At 67.2% G+C, this 19,433-nt stretch carries 16 protein-coding genes and 2 riboswitches; of the genes, 1 reads left to right on the forward strand and 15 read right to left on the reverse strand.

The features are described from left to right. The 14 genes from WA965_RS04385 to secA2 all read right to left on the reverse strand — a co-directional run. On the reverse strand, positions 1-2,257 hold a 2,257-nt coding region (locus WA965_RS04385; protein ID WP_526295199.1), incomplete at its 3' end, for a type I polyketide synthase. Beyond that, the gene (locus tag WA965_RS04390; RefSeq protein WP_526295201.1) at positions 2,254-4,032 is read right to left on the reverse strand and encodes a fatty-acid--AMP ligase; all 1,779 of its coding nucleotides are present in this window, start codon (positions 4,030-4,032) and stop codon (positions 2,254-2,256) included. The genes WA965_RS04385 and WA965_RS04390, both read right to left, overlap by 4 nt. A gap of 553 nt (positions 4,033-4,585) precedes the next feature. After that, positions 4,586-5,332 carry a thioesterase II family protein gene (locus tag WA965_RS04395; protein ID WP_526295203.1) on the reverse strand — a complete coding sequence of 249 codons (747 nt, stop codon included), beginning with the start codon at positions 5,330-5,332 and terminating at the stop codon, positions 4,586-4,588. Between the two features lie 19 nt (positions 5,333-5,351). Next, positions 5,352-8,228, reverse strand: a complete 2,877-nt coding sequence (gcvP, locus tag WA965_RS04400; RefSeq protein WP_526295205.1) for an aminomethyl-transferring glycine dehydrogenase — start codon at positions 8,226-8,228, stop codon at positions 5,352-5,354. A gap of 54 nt (positions 8,229-8,282) precedes the next feature. After that, positions 8,283-8,409, reverse strand: a riboswitch (glycine riboswitch). After that, a riboswitch (glycine riboswitch) is annotated at positions 8,410-8,508 on the reverse strand. Positions 8,509-8,563: 55 nt separating this feature from the next. Continuing rightward, positions 8,564-9,187: a MerR family transcriptional regulator gene (locus WA965_RS04405; protein ID WP_178357304.1), complete on the reverse strand. Its 624-nt coding sequence runs from the start codon at positions 9,185-9,187 to the stop codon at positions 8,564-8,566. 222 nt (positions 9,188-9,409) lie between these two features. Then, on the reverse strand, positions 9,410-9,904 hold the full coding sequence (locus tag WA965_RS04410) for a bifunctional nuclease family protein (protein ID WP_178357305.1): 495 nt from the start codon (positions 9,902-9,904) through the stop codon (positions 9,410-9,412). A 107-nt stretch (positions 9,905-10,011) separates the two neighbouring features. Then, complete coding sequence (gene ftsR / locus WA965_RS04415; RefSeq protein WP_526295207.1) at positions 10,012-10,758, reverse strand: transcriptional regulator FtsR; 747 nt, start codon at positions 10,756-10,758, stop codon at positions 10,012-10,014. 42 nt (positions 10,759-10,800) lie between these two features. Beyond that, positions 10,801-11,268 (reverse strand): glycogen accumulation regulator GarA, encoded by a 468-nt coding sequence (gene garA / locus WA965_RS04420; RefSeq protein ID WP_178357388.1) that lies wholly within the window; start codon positions 11,266-11,268, stop codon positions 10,801-10,803. Between the two features lie 153 nt (positions 11,269-11,421). Beyond that, the gene (gcvH, locus tag WA965_RS04425; protein ID WP_526295209.1) at positions 11,422-11,817 is read right to left on the reverse strand and encodes a glycine cleavage system protein GcvH; all 396 of its coding nucleotides are present in this window, start codon (positions 11,815-11,817) and stop codon (positions 11,422-11,424) included. A gap of 19 nt (positions 11,818-11,836) precedes the next feature. Continuing rightward, positions 11,837-12,589, reverse strand: a complete 753-nt coding sequence (locus tag WA965_RS04430; protein ID WP_526295223.1) for a DUF881 domain-containing protein — start codon at positions 12,587-12,589, stop codon at positions 11,837-11,839. Positions 12,590-12,677: 88 nt separating this feature from the next. Then, on the reverse strand, positions 12,678-13,010 hold the full coding sequence (locus tag WA965_RS04435) for a small basic family protein (RefSeq protein WP_526295211.1): 333 nt from the start codon (positions 13,008-13,010) through the stop codon (positions 12,678-12,680). After that, the gene (locus WA965_RS04440) at positions 13,007-13,906 is read right to left on the reverse strand and encodes a DUF881 domain-containing protein (protein ID WP_526447142.1); all 900 of its coding nucleotides are present in this window, start codon (positions 13,904-13,906) and stop codon (positions 13,007-13,009) included. The genes WA965_RS04435 and WA965_RS04440 overlap by 4 nt, the downstream gene beginning before the upstream one ends. Continuing rightward, positions 13,903-14,538: a CDP-alcohol phosphatidyltransferase family protein gene (locus tag WA965_RS04445; protein WP_526295215.1), complete on the reverse strand. Its 636-nt coding sequence runs from the start codon at positions 14,536-14,538 to the stop codon at positions 13,903-13,905. Before WA965_RS04445 ends, WA965_RS04440 begins: the two co-directional genes overlap by 4 nt. A gap of 9 nt (positions 14,539-14,547) precedes the next feature. Next, positions 14,548-16,896: an accessory Sec system translocase SecA2 gene (gene secA2, locus WA965_RS04450; protein ID WP_526295217.1), complete on the reverse strand. Its 2,349-nt coding sequence runs from the start codon at positions 16,894-16,896 to the stop codon at positions 14,548-14,550. 153 nt (positions 16,897-17,049) lie between these two features. Here secA2 and WA965_RS04455 point away from each other — a divergent pair, with 153 nt between their 5' ends. Further along, the gene (locus WA965_RS04455) at positions 17,050-18,960 is read left to right on the forward strand and encodes an ABC transporter ATP-binding protein/permease (RefSeq protein ID WP_526295219.1); all 1,911 of its coding nucleotides are present in this window, start codon (positions 17,050-17,052) and stop codon (positions 18,958-18,960) included. Here the strand turns inward: WA965_RS04455 and WA965_RS04460 are convergent. After that, positions 18,957-19,433, reverse strand: a 477-nt coding sequence (locus WA965_RS04460) for an integrase core domain-containing protein (protein WP_526295221.1), incomplete at its 5' end; no start/stop codon positions are given. The genes WA965_RS04455 and WA965_RS04460 overlap by 4 nt on opposite strands.

A 19,433-nucleotide genomic window follows, 5' to 3' on the forward strand; every position in this document is an offset into this window, starting at 1 on the left:
GGGTGGAGCGGTGGGCGATGACCTTGAGGCCGTCGGCGAGGCTGAGTGCTCCGCAGACGACGGCGGCGGTGACCTCGCCCATGGAGTGGCCGATCACGGCGTCGGGATGCACGCCGTAGGAGCGCCACAGTTCGGTCAGGGCCAGCTGCAGGCCCATCAGGACCGGTTGGACTTGGGCGTCGCCGCTGATCGGTTCGCCGCCGGCGATGATGTCGTAGAGCGAGAACCCGACCTGCTCGACGAACACCGGCTCGATCTCGGCCAGCGCCTGGACGAATGCGGACTCGTCGGCCAGCAGTTGGCGGGCCATCCCGGCCCACTGCGACCCCTGCCCGGAGTAGACGAACACGACGCCCCGCTTGCAGGACCCGACATGGGCAGCGACGACGCCCGGCGCGGACTGGCCGGCGGCGAGGGCCTGCAGTCCGGCGATGGCCTGCGCCTTGTCCCGGGCGGCGACCGTCGCGAATTTGGTGTGCTGGGAGCGGTGGTGGTTGAGAGTGTGTGCCACCTCCGACAGCGACGTCGGCGACCCTTCCGGACCGGCCATCCAGTCCGCGAGCATTCCGGCCTGCGAGGCGATGCGCTCGGGCGTCTTGCCGGACACCACCAGCGTGGTCACCGCGGGCTGGGCGGCCTCGACCGGTGCAGGCGCGCTGAAGGGCGCCTGCTCGATCACCACGTGGGCGTTGGTGCCGCCGAACCCGAACGACGACACTCCGGCTCGCCTGGGGCGCCCGACGTCGGCCCAGTCGGTGGGTTGATCGATGACCTTCAGTCGCAGGTTGTCGAATGGGATGTGCGGGTTCGGCTTCTCGTAGCCGAGGTTGGCAGGGATCGTGTTGTGCTGCATCGCCAGCACGGCTTTGGCGAAGCCGGCGATGCCAGCGGCGGCTTCCAGGTGCCCGAGATTGGACTTGACCGCGCCGATGAGCAGCGGCGCATCAGCGGCGCGTCCCCTACCCAGGACGGTCCCCAAGGCACGTGCCTCGATCGGATCGCCCAGCAGCGTTCCGGTGCCGTGGGTTTCGACGTAGTCGACCTCGCGCGGCTCGATGCCCGCGTTCGCGTACGCGGACCGCAGCACCGCCATCTGGGCGGCCGGGTTGGGCGCCATCAGACCGTTGGAGCGGCCGTCCTGGTTGACCGCCGACCCACGTATCACCGCCAGGATCCGGTCGCCGTCGCGTTGGGCATCCGACAGTCGCTTCAGCACGGTCACGCCGCAGCCCTCACCGCGGACGAAGCCGTCGGCGCTGGCGTCGAAGCTGTGACACTGTCCCGTCTTCGACATCGCTTCGAGTTGGTCGAAGCTGCGCGTCACGGCAGGTGAGAGGAGCAGGTTCACCCCGGCGGCCAGCGCGAGATCGGAATCGCCGGCCCGCAGGCTCTGGCAGGCCAGGTGGATGGTCACCAACGACGACGAGCAGGCCGTGTCGATGGTCACCGACGGGCCGCGCAGATCGAAGTAGTACGACACCCGGTTGGCGATGATGGACAGCGCGCCACCGGTGCCGGACCAGGAGTCGACGTCGCCGAGGTCGACCGTCGACAGGTATCCGTACTCCCCGAGGCACGCGCCCGCGAACACCCCGGTCTGGGAATGCCGCAGCGTGTTGGCCTGGATGCCGGCGTTCTCCAGTGCTTCCTGGGTCACCTCGAGCAACAGGCGCTGCTGCGGGTCCATCTTGTCGGCCTCGCTGGGCGAGATCTCGAAGTACTCGGCGTCGAAGGCGTCGATGTCGCGCAGAAACGAACCCCAGCGGGTGGTACCGGCAAGTGCAGCTGCCGCCTCCGGGGAGTCGACCTGGAAGGACTCCCAGCGATCTGCGGGGACCTCGCGCACCGCAGAGCGGCCTTCGGACAGAAAGTCCCAGTACGCGTCCGGCCCCTCGATGTTGCCGTCGAGGTCAGGGCCGCCCGGGAACCTCAAGCCCAAGCCGATCACCGCGATCGCTTCGTCATCGGTGCTGAAGTCGCGGTGGACGACCGCTTCGGCGATCGGCTCGACTTCGCCGCCGGTCAAGAATTTGGCGAGCGCGTTGATCGTCGGGTACTGCCAGAACTCCACCGGCGACACCGTGCGGCCCAGCAACTCGGACAGCTCACCGGTCAGCACGACCGCATCGCTGGAGCCGACCGCCAGATCGTTGAGCGGTGCGTCGAAATCGATTTCGTCGGGGCTGCAACCGATGTTGGTGACCAGGTAGTCGACCAACCAGTGCCGTAGAGAATCCTCGTCGAAAGCAGAGGTCATGTAGTGACGTCCAAACGGCTGAACTCGTCCTGACGGTAACGATCTACGCAGGCCGAGCGCCGTATCTTGCCGCTGGTGGTGATCGGGATCGATCCGGGTGCGACCAGCACCAGGTCAGACACCCGCACACTGTGGGACTTCTTGATCGCCGAGGTGACCTCGCGCTTGACCGCCCGCAGCGTGTCCAGCGCCTCGGCCTCGGAACTGCCGCGCTTCTTCATCTCGACCACCGCGACCAGCTGCTCGCTGGTCTCGTCGAGGATGGAGATGGCGGCGACTCGGCCACCGGTGATCTCCTGGATGGTGGCCTCGATGTCATCGGGGTAGTGATTGCGGCCGTCGACGATCAGCAGGTCCTTGATGCGGCCGATGATGAACATCTCACCCTCGGACATCACACCGAGGTCACCGGTGCGCAGCCAGGTGTTCTGCGGGGTGCCCGGGGACGGGTCGGCGATCTCGCCGCCGAAGGTGCGTTCGGTCTGCTGCGGGTTACGCCAGTAGCCCATGGCCACCTGGTCGCCGTGCACCCAGATCTCACCGATCTTGCCGTCGGGGTTCTCCAGGCGCGTCTCGGGATCGACGATGCGCACAGTCGAGGACCGTGGGGCGCCGTAGCTCACGAGCTCAGAACCACCCTCGGCGCCGCAACGCTTCGCGTGGCCCGACGAGAGCTTCTCGTAGTCGAAGCGCACCGTCGCCGGCGAGTGGCCGGTAGGCGCAGAGATCACGTACAGCGTCGCTTCAGCCAGGCCGTAGGAGGGCCGCACCGTGGTGTCGGGCATGTTGAACTTCGCGAAACGCTCGTTGAACCGCCTGATGGTGGCGGAGTGGATGCGCTCGCTGCCGCTGATGATGCCCAGCAGGCCGCTGAGGTCCATGCCCTCGAGGTCGGCGTCGGACGTGCGGCGCACCGACAGCTCAAACGCGAAGTTCGGCGCTGCCGACCAGGCATGGGTGTTGATGGCGAGCTGCTGGATCCAGCGCGACGGCTTCTGCAGGAACGCCACCGGGCTCATCAAGATGGCGGGGCGGCCCCAGAAACCGTCCTCGCCGTCCGGCGGGCACAGCAGGGTCGCGAAGACCCCCTGGATCAGACCCATGTCGTGGTAGAAGGGCAGCCAGGAGACCATGGTGGTGTCCTGGGGCGGCACTCCACCGCGGTGCTCCATGTAGTCGGTGAAGATCTGGTCGAGGTTCCGGATCACGTTCCTGTGGGTCATGATCACGCCGGCGGGGGCGCGCGTCGAGCCGGAGGTGTATTGCAGATAGGCCGTCTTGGGCAGCGGGCCGACATTCACCTCGACGGTGCGTGGGGTATCGAAATCGAGTGCGTCGACCTCGATGACCGCAGGTGCGGCACTGCCCGGCTGCGCCCCGACGTAGGTCATGATCTCGCCGACGGCAGCGGAGGTGGTCAGCACGGCGACGGGCTGGCAGTCGCGAAGCGCGCCGTTGACCCGCTCGTCGAGCTGGCCCATGGCGGGCACGGGCAGCGGCACGGCGATGAAACCGGCGGTCATCGCGCCGTAGAAGGCGATGATGTACTCGAGGCCCTGCGGCGCCAGGATGGCGGCCCGGTCCCCCTTCGAGCCGTGGCGCAGCAGTTCCTCTGCGACGACCTGCACACGGTGGTACATCTGGGACCAGGTCAGCGTTTCGGCGAATCCCGCGGGATCGACGTCGTAGTCGATGAAGGTATAGGCCTCGGCATCTGGCTGCTGCTTGGCACGATCAGCGAGCAAGCCAGGAATGGTCGACTCGAGCAACGGCATGACGACGTCCTTTCATCACATGTTTCTGCGCCTCGGCTTCGTTGCCGTGGTGGCAAACCGACTCGCAGCCTGTAGCCGCGCAACCCCCGCTCGCCGGAAGGCTAACACCGACCCGTCAATAATGTTGGCCATTCCGACGAAGGATTACACCACGAATTGCTTGCCAGAGGGAAGCCGGCAGTTCAGCGTGGATTTCGCCGGCACTGTGCAAACACGGGTGCGCAATTTATTCCTTACAGCGTCTTCACAGTTTTGCCAGTAACCGGAACGTCCCACCTAGTCCGTGCCTTCCTGGTTGCTCGGCCCCGTGAGGGTCGGGTGCGCGAATAGTCGGGCACGACTGCCGAAATCAGTGCTCCTATCGTCTTGACGCGTGCGTAAAGGGTTTGCGGAGAATGCACATCCATGTCGAGTTTTTTCCTGACTCTCCGGTAAGAACCGGCTCTGACCGCGTCAAATCGGGCACAGCGGCACCGTCAACGCGGCGTGTGCGGGTGTGCTCCGGGCGTGTCGCAGCGACCTTGCGCGAATGTGGCGAAGACCACACCCCAAATCAAGGCCTACGGCCGCAGCGCTCCCAGATCCGCTGCTCGACGTCGGGTACCAGGTCACCGAGGTGGTCGTTGAGGTAGAAGTGATGACCCTTGAACTCGCGGGCGGAGAAGCCCGCCGTGGTCCGCTCCGACCACGGCATCACCTTCTCGGTGGTGGCGATCTCGTCATCGTCGCCGTAGAACGCATGGATCGGCGACGACAACCTCACCTCGGGAGGGCAGTTGTAGTTGGCGATCGCCTTGAGCCCCCGCAGGGTGGGCAGGATGGCCGCGGCGAACTCCGGGCTCTGCATGAATTCCGGGCTGGCGCCTGTCATCGTGCTCACCGCCGCAAGGAGGCCCTCGTCGTCGTCCGGCACGTCCTCGTAGCCCACCCGGCCGGGGGCCGCGCACGCGGACACGAACAGCGCGGCGATCGGATTGCGCGCCTCCTCGAAGCGGCGCGCTACCTCGAACGCCAGCAATCCGCCCATGCTGTGCCCGAAGAAGAAGATGGGCGGGCCGTGGACGCCGCCTTCTTTGTCCGGCGAGACCATCTTGCAGACCTCGTCGGCGAGGGCGGGCAGGCTCGTGAACGACGCGAAATCCTGCTTGCCGCGCTGTCCCGGGTACTGCACCGCGGTGCGTTTGATGTCCGTGGTGAAGGTCTTCGCGAACGGCACGTAGTACTGCGGCGCCCCGCCGGCGTGCGGGAAGATGAACAGCTTCGGGGTGATGCCGGCAGCTCCCCCAGACCCTCCTGTCATGGGGTCACCGTACCGGCCACTAGGCGAACGCCTCGACCGGCGGGCACGAGCAGACCAGGTTGCGGTCGCCATAGGCGCCGTCGATCCGGCGCACCGGCGGCCAGACCTTCGGCCGGAACGCCGCACCGAGGGGGTAGGCGGCCTGCTCCCGGGTGTACGGGTGGTTCCACTCGGTGACCAGAAGGCACTCTGCGGTGTGCGGTGCCCCCCGGAGCGGGTTGTCGTCGGCCGGCCAGGCCCCGGAACCGACCTGGTCGATCTCGGCCTTGATCGCGATCATCGCGTCGCAGAATGCATCGACCTCGGCCAACGATTCGCTTTCCGTGGGTTCGACCATCAAGGTGCCCGCCACCGGGAAGCTCATCGTCGGCGCGTGAAAGCCGTAGTCCGCCAGTCGTTTCGCCACATCGTCGACAGTCACTCCGGTGGCCTTGGTGATTCCCCTCAGGTCGAGGATGCATTCGTGGGCCACCATGCCGTTCTCGCCCGTGTACAGCACCGGGTAGTACTCGTCGAGACGGCGGGCGATGTAGTTGGCCGAAGCGATCGCCACCAGTGACGCCGCGCGCAGGCCGTCGGCTCCCATCATGCGGATGTAGGCCCACGTGATCGGAAGGATGGACGCCGAACCGTAGGGCGCCGCCGACACGGTCAGCCTGTCGGACAATTCCTCGGCGAGCGGATGCCCAGGCAGGTACGGGGCCAGGTGTTCGCGGACCGCAACCGGCCCGACGCCGGGCCCACCACCGCCGTGCGGGATGCAGAACGTCTTGTGCAGGTTCAGATGGCTGACGTCGCCGCCGAAACGGCCCGGACGGGCGAGGCCGACCAGCGCGTTGAGGTTCGCGCCGTCGACGTAGACCTGGCCGCCCGCGTCGTGCACCGCCGCACAGATGTCCGCCACGTCGTGCTCGTAGACCCCGTGGGTCGAGGGATAGGTGATCATCAGCGCCGACAGCCGATCGGCGTGTTCGGTGACCTTGGCGCGCAGATCGTCGAGGTCGACGTCACCGTTGGGCCGGCAGCCGACCACGACGACTTTCATGCCGACCAGCGCCGCCGACGCCGCGTTGGTGCCGTGTGCGCTGGACGGGATCAGGCACACGTCGCGTCGCGTGTCACCGCGGCCCGCGTGGTAGGCCTGGATCGCCAGCAGACCCGCGTACTCCCCCTGCGACCCGGCGTTGGGCTGCAGGGATATCTCGTCGTAGCCGGTGATGCCGGTGAGCCAGGTCTGCAGATCGGCGATCAACCGGCGCAGTCCCGGGGTGTCCGACGCGGGGGCGAACGGATGCTGTCGGGCGAACTCCGGCCAGGTGATGGGCTCCATCTCTGCTGCGGCGTTGAGCTTCATGGTGCAGGAGCCCAGCGGAATCATGCTGCGGTCCAGCGCAATGTCTTTGTCGGCGAGAGAACGCAGATACCGCATCATCTCGGTCTCGGTGCGGTACCTGGTGAACGCGGGGTGGGTCAGAAACGCCGATGTCCTGGTCGCGATGTCGGGCCCGGAAAAATCGGCAGCGTCGGAACCGGCCGGGCAGAACGCCTCCAGCACGGCCGCGACATGGGCGTCGGTGGTGGCCTCGTCGCAGGTCACCGAGACGTGGTCGTCGTCGACCAGCCAGATGTTGATGCCCCGCACCTTGGCCGCCGCCTGGATCTCGCGGGCGCGTCCGGGCACCCGGGCCAGCACGGTGTCGAAGAAGGCGTCGTGCACCACGTCGATGTCGCCGGCGCGCAGACCGGCAGCGAGCGAGCGGGCGTTCCCGTGGACCCGCCTGGCGATGGCACTCAGTCCTTCAGCACCGTGGTAGCTCGCATACATCGCGGCCATCACGGCCAGCAGCACCTGCGCCGTGCAGATGTTGCTGGTGGCTTTGTCACGCCGGATGTGCTGTTCGCGGGTCTGCAGTGCCAGCCGGTAGGCCGACGATCCGTCGGCGTCCTTGGATACTCCGACCAAACGTCCCGGCAACTGCCGGGCGTGCTTGGAGTGGACAGCCAGGTAACCCGCATGCGGACCACCGAAGCCCATTGGCACACCGAACCGCTGGGTGGTTCCGAAGGCGATGTCGGCACCGATCTCGCCGGGTGGGGCGACCATAGTCAGGGCCAACAGGTCAGCGCCGACAGCCACCAGAGCGCCGCGTTCGTGGGCTTGGGAGACCAACGCGCTCCAGTCGTGCACGGATCCGCCGGCGCCGGGCAACTGGACGATCACGCCGAAGAACTCGCCGTCGGGCAGGCCGTCACGCAGATCGGCGGTGACGATGTCGATCCCGAGGGGTTCGGCGCGGGTCGCCAGCACCGCGGCGGTCTGCGCATAGACGTCGCTGTCCACCGCCAGGCGATTGCTCGATCCACGCACGGCGCGTTGCATCAGCGTCATCGCCTCCGCCGCGGCGGTGCCCTCGTCGAGCATCGAGGCGTTGGCGACCTCCAGGCCGGTCAGGTCGGTCACCATCGTCTGGAAGTTCAGCAGCGCCTCGAGGCGGCCCTGGCTGATCTCGGGCTGGTAGGGCGTGTAAGCGGTGTACCAGGCGGGGTTCTCGAGGATGTTGCGCCGCAACACAGGCGGGGTGAGGGTGTCGAAGTATCCCTGCCCGATCATGGACACGGCGACGGTGTTCGAGTCGGCCAGGGCACGCAGCTCGGCCAGCGCCTCGGTCTCGGTGGCTGCCGGCGGCAGGTTCTGCAGCCCGGGCGCGATTCCGTCGGCGCCGACCGCGTCGAAGATCGCCGCAGGGACGGCCTTCGCGGCCAGCTCGTCGAGCGACTGCACGCCGATCGTGCTCAGCAGCGTCGCGACGGCCTGCGCATCCGGACCGATGTGGCGGTCGACGAAACGAAGTTCGGAGGTTGAATCAGGGCTGGAATCGGACCTGGAATCTGACACTGACAGACATCTCCCGACGATTGCCGCGGGCGCGAGGAGCGCATGCGAACCGGCTCCTCCCCCTCTGTCGTCGACCCGAACCGGGCGCCTGAGAGATTCGGCCACACCGACTGAGCGACCAGCCGCCGGAGCCTTTCCCCATGGGCGGGTGCGCCGAACGCACCGCTTTCCAGAGGCATCGGGGTCTCGCGCGGTCCTGGGTGCCTGAGAGGTTGACGGAGAGGTGTTGCTCCTTCGGCGCCCGTGGCTGGCGGCCACGGAACTCTCCCGCGTGAGGGCGATGCGAGCCCGAGTCTACCGGTGACCGGAGGCCGTTCGCCGATCAGCGTCGGTGATCAGCCGGTTTTGCGGTCGCGGTGCTTGCGGCGCGAAGCCAGCTCGTCCTCGGGCGCCGGGATCGACTCGCCACCGTCGGCGCGCTCGCCGGGGAAATCGGCGATCGCGCCGGTGAGTTCCCGCATCGCACCCGACACGGCGATCCCGAACACGCCCTGCCCGCCCTGCAGCAGGTCGACGACTTCCTCGGCCGAGGTGCACTCGTACACCGTGGTGCCGTCGGAGAACAGGGTGATGTTCGCCAGATCCTGAACGCCGCGCTGACGCAGGTGATCCACCGCGACGCGGATGTTGTGCAACGAGATGCCGGTGTCCAGCAGACGCTTGACGATCTTGAGGACGAGGATGTCCTTGAATGAATACAGCCGCTGACTGCCCGACCCCGCGGCACCGCGGATCGAGGGCACCACGAGAGAGGTGCGCGCCCAGTAGTCCAGCTGGCGGTAGGTGATCCCGGCGATCTGGCAGGCGCTGGGCCCTCGGTAACCGACGAGTTCGTCGGGCACCGAATTGTCGGGGAACAGACCGCCCTGAACGGGCTCGGTCGCCACTTTGGGAGAACCGTCCTCCTGCGGGGCGCCGTTGGTCAGGTCCAGTTCCTCCTGGCGTGGCGTGTCTCCCACTTGTCGAATCCCTTCGCCTTCAATCGCCATCGAACCGCGTCATGACCTGCGTGGCGCACGTTCGCCCCAGCCCGAACTTGTGTCGAGCATACGCTTGAGGGCCTGCCGTGACTGCCCGTCGCGACCAAGTATGGCTGCCCGATTCGGTGTCGGGAGAAACGCGCCCCGCGTGTCGAACCTGACGAGACGCACTCGTGACCAAGCCGGTCACCGAGGGTGAGCTCAGGTGGCCTTGAAATCGTCGGGCGACACGCTGTCGAGGAACTCCTTGAACTTCTCGACCTCGTCCTCCCGCAGGGCGCCGGTCGATTCGTCGTCGTTCTCGTCAGGGATGAGCAGTCCCGCCTCGGCGAGGACCGCCTCCTCCACATAGATGGGCACGCCCACCCGCAGAGCGATGGCGACCGAGTCCGACGGGCGGGCGGAGACCTTGATGTCGCGATCGAAGATCAGGTCCGCGTAGAAGGTGCCCTCCTGCAGATCGACGATGCGCACCTCTTTGAGTGAATGGCCCAGTGCGGCAATGAGATCTCGGATCAGGTCGTGCGTGAGCGGACGTGTCGGTTCGACACCCTGCTGCTCCAGCGCGATCGCGGCGGCTTCCGACTGACCGATCCAGATGGGGAGGTAACGATCGCCGTTGGACTCTCGTAGTAACAGGACGGGCTGGTTCTGGGGCTGCTCAACTCGAATGCCGATCACACGAACCTCACCCATCTGTGCCTGCCCTCCGCACCGGTGTGCTGCTCAGTTCCATCCAGGGCCTGGGAAATGCCCGAATGCCACGAATATTCGTCGTAAACCCGTCAGGGCGAGTCTAGTCCTCAGCGATCCAGTACGTCGCGTACGGCTGACTTGATCAACGATGTGTGCAGCGTGATCGCCAGCGCTGCCACCTCGCGGGCCAGATCGTCGGCGCGGTCGCGCGCTCCAGCTTTGCCGGCCTTGACCACCGGTCCCGCGATCTGGGCGATGAGATCGGATTGCCGGTCGGCCGCCGAGCGGAACGCGCGTAGGTGACGCGGTTCCACGCCGTAGTCGGCCAGCGCCCGGGCACATTGCGCGATGACGACGGAGTGCTCGTCGAAGAGGACTGTGCTGCCGCCCTTGAAGATCGGCGTGATGACGCCCGCCTTGAGCAACGACGTCAGCAGTTCGTCGTCGACACCCGAACGGTCGACCAGGTCTTCCCGGGTCAGACGCACCTGCCCCTGCGCGGCCGATCGTCCCGCGGGGTCGGTCTGACTCTCGCTGACCGTCACCAGGCGCGGCGTGCCGTACGGCGACCCGGTCTCGGGGATCTCGCCGTCGGGCTGCGCGTCGAGTTGGGCCTTGATGACTTTCAACGGCAGGTACTGGTCGCGCTGGGCGGTGAGGATGAACCGCAGGCGCGCACAGTCGTATGCGGTGAACCGCCGGTACCCGGACGCGGTGCGCTCCGGGGTGACCAGCCCCTCCGCCTCGAGGAAACGGATCTTCGAGATCGTCACGTCGGGGAAATCGCCGCGGAGCAGATCGAGCACAACGCCGATGGACATCCCACTGAGCCCGGGTGCGTCGGGTTGGGTCATCTGGCGTCAGCGCCGATCGTGGTGTCGGTTGGTGGGCGTCGCTCAGCCTGCCGCGCCGTCATCCTTCGGACCCGTCAGGAACACGAGGCGGAACTTGCCGATCTGCACTTCGTCGCCGTTGGCGAGAACCGCGGAATCGACCGGCTCCCGATTGACATATGTGCCGTTGAGGCTGCCCACGTCGACGACCTGGAACTCGCCGCTCTCGAGTCGGAACTCGGCGTGGCGCCGGCTCACGGTCACGTCGTCGAGGAAGATGTCACTGTCGGGATGCCGACCAGCCGACGTGGTGGGCTGGTCGAGCAGGAAGCGTGACCCGGCGTTGGGGCCCCGCTTGACGACCAGCAGTGCCGAACCGACCGGCAGACCCTCGACACCGGACACCGCGCTCTCACCGCCCGCAGCGGGCGGAGCGTCCAACTCGTTGAGGAAATCGGCGCGGAACACCGATGTGGTCTCCACGGTGACCTCGTCCGAGTCAGCCCCAGAGTTGAAGTCCTTGTCCGTCACCCGCTGCTCCTCACTGGCTGCTGTGGCGATATCCCGGCCGGATCCCCAGCCGTCGCGCCGCTGGTATCGACCGTACCGCGCAGTGGACACAGTTGTGTCCACCACTGCCGGATCCGCGCGTTGCGATCCGGCCTGCACGACCCTAACAACACCTCAGTCCGTCACGTGGTCGCGGTAGCCCTCCGCGTCCAGCAGTTCGCCCAGTCCATCCTCCAGCGAACCTGCGTCGAGCTGCAATTCGACCAACCATCCCGCACCGTAGGGGTCGGAGTTGACCAGCTGCGGGTCCCCCTCCAGATCCCCGTTCACCGCAACGACTTTCGCCGAGACGGGCGCGTAGAGGTCAGACACCGACTTTGTCGACTCCACCTCACCGAAGGAGTCCCCGGCCTTCAGGTCCGCGCCGACATCGGGGAGTTGGACGAACACCACGTCTCCCAGCGCGGACTGTGCGAAGTCGGTGATGCCGACCCGGACGGTGTCATCGCCGGTCCGCTGCACCCATTCGTGGTCGGCTGTGTAAGACAGCTCGGCGGGAATATCGCTCACGGCGCTCCTCTATCTCTGGTCATTTGACGGGCTGAGCGTATTGGCGGGGTTTCGGTTGCCGCAAGGCGGTGATGTCGACCCGGTCGGACTGTTGTATCACCATGCTGCCGCCGACGCGTTCGATGCTGTCCATCGCCCCGCCCGGAATGTTCATCGCCGCGGCCAGCGTGGGCGGATCCCCAATCGCGAGAACCGAATACGGAGGGCTCAACGTCGTGGAATCGGCCACGAGGCCGCCAGGGCTCCCCACCACCCAGGTGTCGACCCCGACGCGCACCGAAACCGGCCCGTCGGGGGGTCCTCCCTGGATCTCCATCGCTTCGGCACCGGCCGCCCGCAGCTCGTTGATCACATCGAGCATCGTCTCCGCGGCGACGCCCCGAGCGGGGTCCGCGATCGTCAGCGTCACACCGGGGCCGGTCGCCGGCACGCTGCCGATCAGTATCGACAAGGCCGCCAACCGCGCCCTGGCATTCTCGATCGCCGCCTGATCATCGCTGCCCGAGGCCTGGAGCTGGCTCAGGGTCCGCTGGAGTTCGGCGACCTCGGTGTTGAGCGCGGCCTCCCGTTGTTGCAGTGAATCCAACAGCACCAGCAGGTCGGCGGGTCGCGCCGTCTCCAGCGAATCGCCCGAGCCGGTCTGGCGCACCTGGGTGGCGATCGCCACGCCCAACAGCAGGCAGAGCAGTACCGCTAGCACCCCGAAGACGACCTGCGACCGACTGCGGGGAGCCGCGTCTGGGCGCTCGGGCGTAGCCCCATCCGGCGGCATTTCGTGGCGGCCGTGATGTGACTGCGTGGCATGCTGCGGCGGGTCGTCTGTCATCATCAGCCTCTGCTCTTCGCGCAAGCGCTCATCGTCACGCCCCGAAGAGCCTGCGCCGCAGAGCCGCAGCGTTGCCGAATATTCGGATGCCGAGGACGACGATGATGGCCGTCGAGAGCTGGGTACCGACGCCCAACTGGTCTCCGACGTACACGATCAGCGCGGCGACCAGAACGTTGAAGACGAACGAGATGACAAAGACCTTGGCGTCGAAGATGTGTTCCAGGTACGCGCGAAGACCGCCGAACACCGCGTCGAGCGCGGCGACGACCGCAATCGGCAGGTAGGGCTGGACGACCTCGGGGACGCTGGGGTGGAAGACGACACCGAGCACGATGCCGACCACGAGCGCAACGATTCCGATCATCTGGGCCCACTCGGGTCGGCGAAGTTGACTTCTCGGACCGACCCTGCCGGAAGTGCCAGCCCGTCACCGCCTTCGACGGCCACCCCGACACCGTAGGACGTCTCCAGAAGCCGCAGGCGCCGGAGGCCCGCGCTTCTGGTGAAGGCATCCTGCATCGCGTGTGGGGGGCCCACCGCGAGGATGACGTAGGGGCTGGTGATCGGCTGATTGTCCACCAGGACGCCGCCGCCGGCCTGCCGGATGGTCACGTTCGGGCCGATTCGCACGCCACCCACCGAGATGGCTTCGGCGCCACTGACCCACAGCGAGTTGACGACCAGTTGCAGGTCGCGGTCGAGGATCACCTGCCTGCTGCCCTCCACGCGCGGCGTCGAGACGTCGGTGAGGTCGGGTGTGATGCCCGGGTCGGTGACGGTGATGGTCAGGCCCGGCCCGATCACCGGCGCGGCCGCCGCCGCGGAGTTCGCCTTGTCGAGGTCGCCGAGCAGTTGCCGTCCGGTGACGTCACCGTCGAGACGGCTGCGCCGTTCGGTGTTCACCTCGGCGGCGACCTGGTCCCGCCGAGCGGCGATCTGATCGGTGGCGGCCTCGGCCGAGCGCACGTTGACCGCCAGCACCTGCTGGGATTCGCGCTCCCCCGGCGCGGTGGCCTGGGCTTGCGACCAGGCGAGGGTGAACACACCGGCCACCACCACTGCGGCCGTCAGCTGCCACATCCTCTCGGTGGGCTTGCTCCTAGGTCGGTTCGCCTTCGCCTCCGCCGCTGCGGCGTAGCCCGGATCGAGGTGGTCGGACAGCAGCGAACGCAGCAGTGACGGCACCGGGATCAGTGTCGGACGGCCCGCTTCGTGGGCGTTGCGTCCGGTCGTGTTGTCGTACCCCCCCAAGGTGCTCATGGACGTCGTATTCGCTCCATCGTGCGCATCACCATGCCCACCTGGACCAGATAGAGGATGGCGGACCACAGGTACATGGCCAGACCCCAGCTCAGAAAGCCCCAGCCGATCGCCAGCACGATCCGTGCCCACGTGGCCTCGTACTGCCCCAGCAGAACCAGCGGAAGGCCGGACATCAGCGCGAACGTCGCCGCCTTACCGATGTAGGTGACGGGAAGCGCCGAGAGCCCGCGAGTGCGCAACAGCGGCAGCGTCGCCGCCAGCACCAGGTCGCGTCCGATGAGCAGTCCGACGATCCACCACGGAAGCACACCCGCGGCGGCCATCGCGACCGGGACGACGACCATGTAGATCCGGTCGACCGCGGGGTCGAGCAGCGCGCCCAACCGCGAGGACTGGTTGTCGAACAGCCTGGCGATCTTGCCGTCTGCCCAGTCGGAGGCCCCGCTGAACATCAGCACCGCGACGGCCCAGCCTGTCGCGTCCGCGACCAGCAGCAGATAGAGGAAAACCGGTACCAGCACGAGACGGACGACCGACAGTGCGTTCGGCACCGTCAGCACCCGGTCTTGCGGTGCCAGATCCCCGGTCGCAGCGCCGCCGCCCGGTCGATCCCCAGAGGCCTCGGCCATGGGTAGAACCTAGCGGAACACGCCGGGCAGACTCAGCGCCGACATGGAGTCCTCCGACAGCGGGTTGTCGTGCACCATGTACGTCCACGTCGAGGTCGGCCGCGCGAGCTTGGACAGATCGACCCCCTGCTCGTCCTCGATCGACGGCGCGGTGTCGAACGTCTGCTGGGCCGCTTCGATGGCGTCGGCGGCCAGCGAGGCGAAAGCGTCCACGGCCATCCGGTGGAACTCGTCGAGCGGATTCTGCCGGCCGAGGGCGCGCAGGTGAATGCTCTCCCGGATGTCGGCCAGGTAGGCCAGGTGCTCGGTCCAACCGCGGTCGAGGTGATAGAGCATGATCAGCCGGCAGATCTTCGTCAGCTTCTCCTCGCCGTCCGGGCCGAGTTGCTCGACGAGTTCCTCGTAGCGCGTCGGCGACAACTCGGCCAGTTCCTCGCGCGCGGTGTCGGTGCGCAGCAGTTTGTCCCGGCGCTCCACGAGTATCGAACGCTGCTGGGCGATCAGCTGGTTGTAACGCCAGGTGGTGGCGTGCACGTCGAGCAATCGACCCTCGGCGATCCGCTGTGCGTGTTCGAGCAGGGTCGCCGCCTTCGGGCTCACCACGCGACCGTCCTCATCACAGTCCAGCGGCAACTTGTTGCCCTCGAGATGCGACACCACGACGTCGTCCTCCCAACTGGAGAAGAACACCGACGAGCCAGGATCGCCTTGTCGACCGGCGCGACCCCGCAGCTGGTTGTCCAGTCGCTCGGTGTGATGTCGGCCGGTGCCGATGACATGGAGTCCGCCGAGTTCGGCCACCGCATCGTGGTCTGATTCGTCCGAGCCGCCCAGTCGGATGTCGGTGCCGCGGCCGGCCATCTGGGTGGAGACGGTGACCGCGCCCAGTGCGCCCGCCTCCGCGATGACGGCCGCCTCTTCGGCGTCGTTCTTGGCGTTGAGGACCACCGCCGGCACGCCGGCTTTGACCAGGCGCGCGTGCAGATCCTCGGACTCGGCGACGTCGCGGGTCCCGACCAGCACCGGCTGACCGGTCTGGTGAACGGCCGCGATGTGCTCGATGATGCCCTCGTTCTTGGCGGCGACGGAGACGTACACCCGGTCGGTCTCGTCTTCGCGGATGTTGGGGGCGTTGGGCGGGATCGGGGATACGCCCAGCTTGTAGAACTGGCGCAGCTGCTCGCCGGCGGCCAGCGCGGTGCCGGTCATTCCGCACACCGTGGGGTACCGGTTGATCAACGCCTGCACCGTGATGGTGTCGAGCACTTCCCCGGTCTCGGTGGTCTCGATCCCCTCCTTGGCCTCGACGGCAGCCTGGAGACCGTCCGGCCAGCGCTGCAGGGTCGCGATCCGGCCCCGGGAGGCGTTGATCAGGTGGACGGCGTCGTCGCGGACGATGTAGTGGATGTCGCGCTGCAGCAGCACGTGGGCGTGCAGGGCGACGTTGATCTCGGTGAGCGTGGTGGCGACGTGCTCCTCGGAGTACAGATCGATCCCGCCGAGCGCCGCCTCCACCTTCAGGGCGCCCGACTCGGTCAGATGCACGTTGCGGCTGTCGCTGTCGGCGGCGAAGTCCTTGCCCTCGGTGAGCTCCCCGACCAGCCGGATGAGCTCGATCCGGGGCGTCTCCCGGTGACTGGTGCCGGCCAGCACCAGCGGCACCAGCGCCTCGTCGACGAGGACCGAGTCGGCCTCGTCGATCAGCGCCACGTCGGGGTTCGGGGACACCAGATCGTCGACGTCGGTGACCAGCTGGTCGCGCAACACGTCGAAGCCGATCTCGTTGACCGAGGCGTAGGTGACGTTGCACTGGTAGGCCTCGCGGCGCTGTGCGGCGGTGGAGTCGGCGGTGATCCAGCCGACGGTCAGTCCCATGGCCTCGATCAGCGGAGCCATCCATTCGGCGTCGCGGCGGGCGAGGTAGTCGTTGATCGTGATGACGTGCACCCGGCGGCCCGCCAGGGCATATCCGGCGGCTGCGATCGCGCCGGACAGGGTCTTGCCCTCGCCGGTGGCCATCTCGACGACGTCGCCGGCGAGCATCCGCAGGGCGGCCTGCAGCTGGACGTCGAAGGGACGCAGGCTGGTCGTCCGTTCGGCTGCCTCCCGGGCGATCGCCAGGAACTGAGGCAGATCGGCGGAGTCGGCCAGGTCGTCGAGCTCGAGCAGTTGGGCCGCCTTGCGCAGCTGCTCATCATCGAGTTCGGCCGCCTTGGTGTCGAATTCGGCGGACTTGTCGACGAGCTCGGTCGACTGGGTCTGATCCTTCTCCGCGCTCGCTCCGAGCAGCTTCCAGAAGCGATTGGACAGCCGCCCTGTCCTGGGTTTCGACGAGGTCTTAGAAGAGGTCCGAGCCACATGTTTACGGTACGCGGCCCCCGTCGGACCCCTTCCCGTAGGCCGAATGGAGCTCCATCCGCCCGCGGCGAGCTGGGAATCCTCCCCACCTGCGGTGGCAAGCTGCGGTAGCTTCCCCGCAGACGGGCTCGCGCGCGGGGGGAGGTGCTCGATGTGAACACCGACGTGTTCGAGCCGTCCCTCGACTGGGGCAGCGAGCTGTCCAGTTCGGCGATCTGGGTCGCGCAGACGTTCGTCCTCACCGCGATCTGTCTGCTGTTCATCCTCGTCGCGATCGGCCGCTTCACCGTGTGGGGCCGCCAATTCTGGCGCGTCACAGGCGATTACTTCACCGGCAGGCAGAGCGCTGTGGTGTGGCTGCTCTTCGCCCTTCTGCTGCTGTCGGTCGTCGTCTCGGTGCGCATCAACGTGTTGCTGACGTACTACGTCAACGATCTGTTCACCGCGCTGCAGGTTGCGTTCCAGGGCGGCACCTCGGACGCGGATGCGCGCAGGGCGAGCGGGATCGCCGGGTTCTGGGCGACGATGACGGTGTTCGCCGTGCTGGCCGGCTGCTTCATCGTGCGACTGCTGCTCGACATGTACGTGATGCAGCGCTTCATCATGCGGTGGCGAATCTGGCTGAGCCACCGATACATCGACGAGTGGCTCGGCGATCTCGCGTACTTCCGGGCCCAGTTCGCCGGCAGGCCCATCGACAATCCGGACCAGCGGATCCAGCAGGATATCGACGTGTTCACCACCAACGTCGGTGGCGATACCAACAACCCGATCTACAACTCGGGCAACACCCTGCTGTTCGGTGCCGTGGAGGCCGTGCTGTCGGTGCTGTCGTTCGGCACGATCCTGTGGCGCCTCTCGGAGTCGGTGACGCTCGGCGGCCTCACCCTGCCCAAGGCGTTGTTCTGGATCGTGCTGGGCTACGTGCTGGTGGCCACCATCGTCGCGGTTGTCATCGGGCGGCCGTTGATCCGGCTCAGCTACCTCAACGAGGTCCGAAACGCAGGTCTGCGGTACGCGCTTGTCCGGGTGCGTGACGCGAGCGCGGCGATCGGGCTGTACCGGGGTGAGCCCGCCGAGCGGCGGCTGCTCAAGGGCCGGCTGGATTCGGTGATGGACAACTACCGCGGCTGGCTCAACCGGATGATGCTGTTCTTCGGCTGGAACGTGTCGATGAGTCAGGCCATCAACCCGCTGCCGTGGCTGGTGCAGGCGCAGGGGCTGTTCGCACAGCGCCTGTCCTTCGGCGACGTGTGGCAGTCTTCCAACGCCTTCGGCGCGATCCACGATTCGCTGTCGTTCTTTCGCAACGCCTACGACCAGTTCGCGAGCTACCGCGCGGTGATCATCCGCCTCGACGGCCTGGCCGACCAGAACGCGCGGGCCGCGACGTTCACCTCGGTGGCCATCGAGGAGTCCGGCGGCCACTCCCTCGACGTGGTGGCGGTCGAGGTGCGCAGGCCGGACGGGACCCCGCTGGTCCGGACGCTGGACGTGCACCTCGATCCCGGGGAGACACTGCTGATCACCGGTCCCTCGGGCGTCGGCAAAACGGTACTGCTGCAGAGCCTGGCCGGATTGTGGCCGTTCGCGTCGGGCCGGGTGCACCTGCCGCAGGGGCGGGACGCGGTGATGTTCGTGCCGCAGCTGCCCTACCTGCCGATCGGTGACCTACGCACGGTGGTCACCTATCCGTTGCCGCCCGGCACGGTCGAGGATCGGGCAGTGCAACAGGCGCTGAGCGATGTGGCGTTGTCACACTTGGTGATTCGGCTCAACGACGTCCAGGAGTGGACCAAGGCGCTGTCGGTCGGCGAGCAGCAGCGCATCGCCTTCGCGCGCATCCTGCTGAGCCGGCCCGCTGCGGTGTTCCTCGACGAGACGACGTCGTCGATGGACGAGGGTCTCGAGCAGATGCTCTACCGCGCCCTGCGCGCCGCGCTGCCGGAGGCCGTCGTCGTCAGTGTCAGTCACCGAGCGACGGTGCAGCAGTTCCACGGCCGCCGCCTGGAACTCGCCGGAGACGGGTCCTGGCGGCTGGGTCGACTCGCCCCGTCGGGTTAGCTGTACTGACCTGAGAGGTTAGGTACACGGCTGGCTGGTGCTTGACCGCCGAGTGCTGTGTGGCCGCGGTGGTGATTGTAGGTGTGCAACCAGCGCGGGTATTCGTCGCAGCGTTGCGCGTCGCTGGTGTAGAGCCGCGCATAGGCCCACTCGTCGGCCAGAGTGCGATGGAAGCGCTCCACCTTGCCGTTGGTCTGCGGCCGGTAGGGCCGAGTGCGACGATGGCCGATGTCGCCGAGGGCATCGCGGAAGACGTGCGATCGATAACAGTTCCCGTTGTCGGTCAACACCTTTCGAACGGTGATGCCGCAGTCGGTGAACCACGCGTTGGCACGCCGCCAGAAGCCGGCGGCGGTGTCCTTGCCCTCGTCGGCGAGTAATTCGGAGTAGGCCAGCCGCGAATGCGCGTCGATGGCGGTGTGGATGAAGTGGTAGCCGCGGACCGGGTTGCCGTACTTGTTGGTCACCCCGCT

It is taken from the genome of Mycobacterium sp., assembly GCF_049683935.1.
In the GTDB taxonomy this organism is placed as follows: domain Bacteria; phylum Actinomycetota; class Actinomycetes; order Mycobacteriales; family Mycobacteriaceae; genus Mycobacterium.

Bases quoted from the DNA above. Each gene is read 5' to 3' on its own strand.
- WA965_RS04390 (WP_526295201.1), bottom strand. From the start codon at position 4,032: ATGCCGTTGCTCGAGTCGACCATTCCTGGCTTGCTCGCTGATCGTGCC.
- WA965_RS04395 (WP_526295203.1), bottom strand. From the start codon at position 5,332: ATGACAGGAGGGTCTGGGGGAGCTGCCGGCATCACCCCGAAGCTGTTC.
- WA965_RS04410 (WP_178357305.1), bottom strand. From the start codon at position 9,904: ATGGGTGAGGTTCGTGTGATCGGCATTCGAGTTGAGCAGCCCCAGAAC.
- ftsR (WP_526295207.1), bottom strand. From the start codon at position 10,758: ATGACCCAACCCGACGCACCCGGGCTCAGTGGGATGTCCATCGGCGTT.
- WA965_RS04430 (WP_526295223.1), bottom strand. From the start codon at position 12,589: ATGCCGCCGGATGGGGCTACGCCCGAGCGCCCAGACGCGGCTCCCCGC.
- WA965_RS04435 (WP_526295211.1), bottom strand. From the start codon at position 13,010: ATGATCGGAATCGTTGCGCTCGTGGTCGGCATCGTGCTCGGTGTCGTC.
- WA965_RS04440 (WP_526447142.1), bottom strand. From the start codon at position 13,906: ATGAGCACCTTGGGGGGGTACGACAACACGACCGGACGCAACGCCCAC.
- WA965_RS04445 (WP_526295215.1), bottom strand. From the start codon at position 14,538: ATGGCCGAGGCCTCTGGGGATCGACCGGGCGGCGGCGCTGCGACCGGG.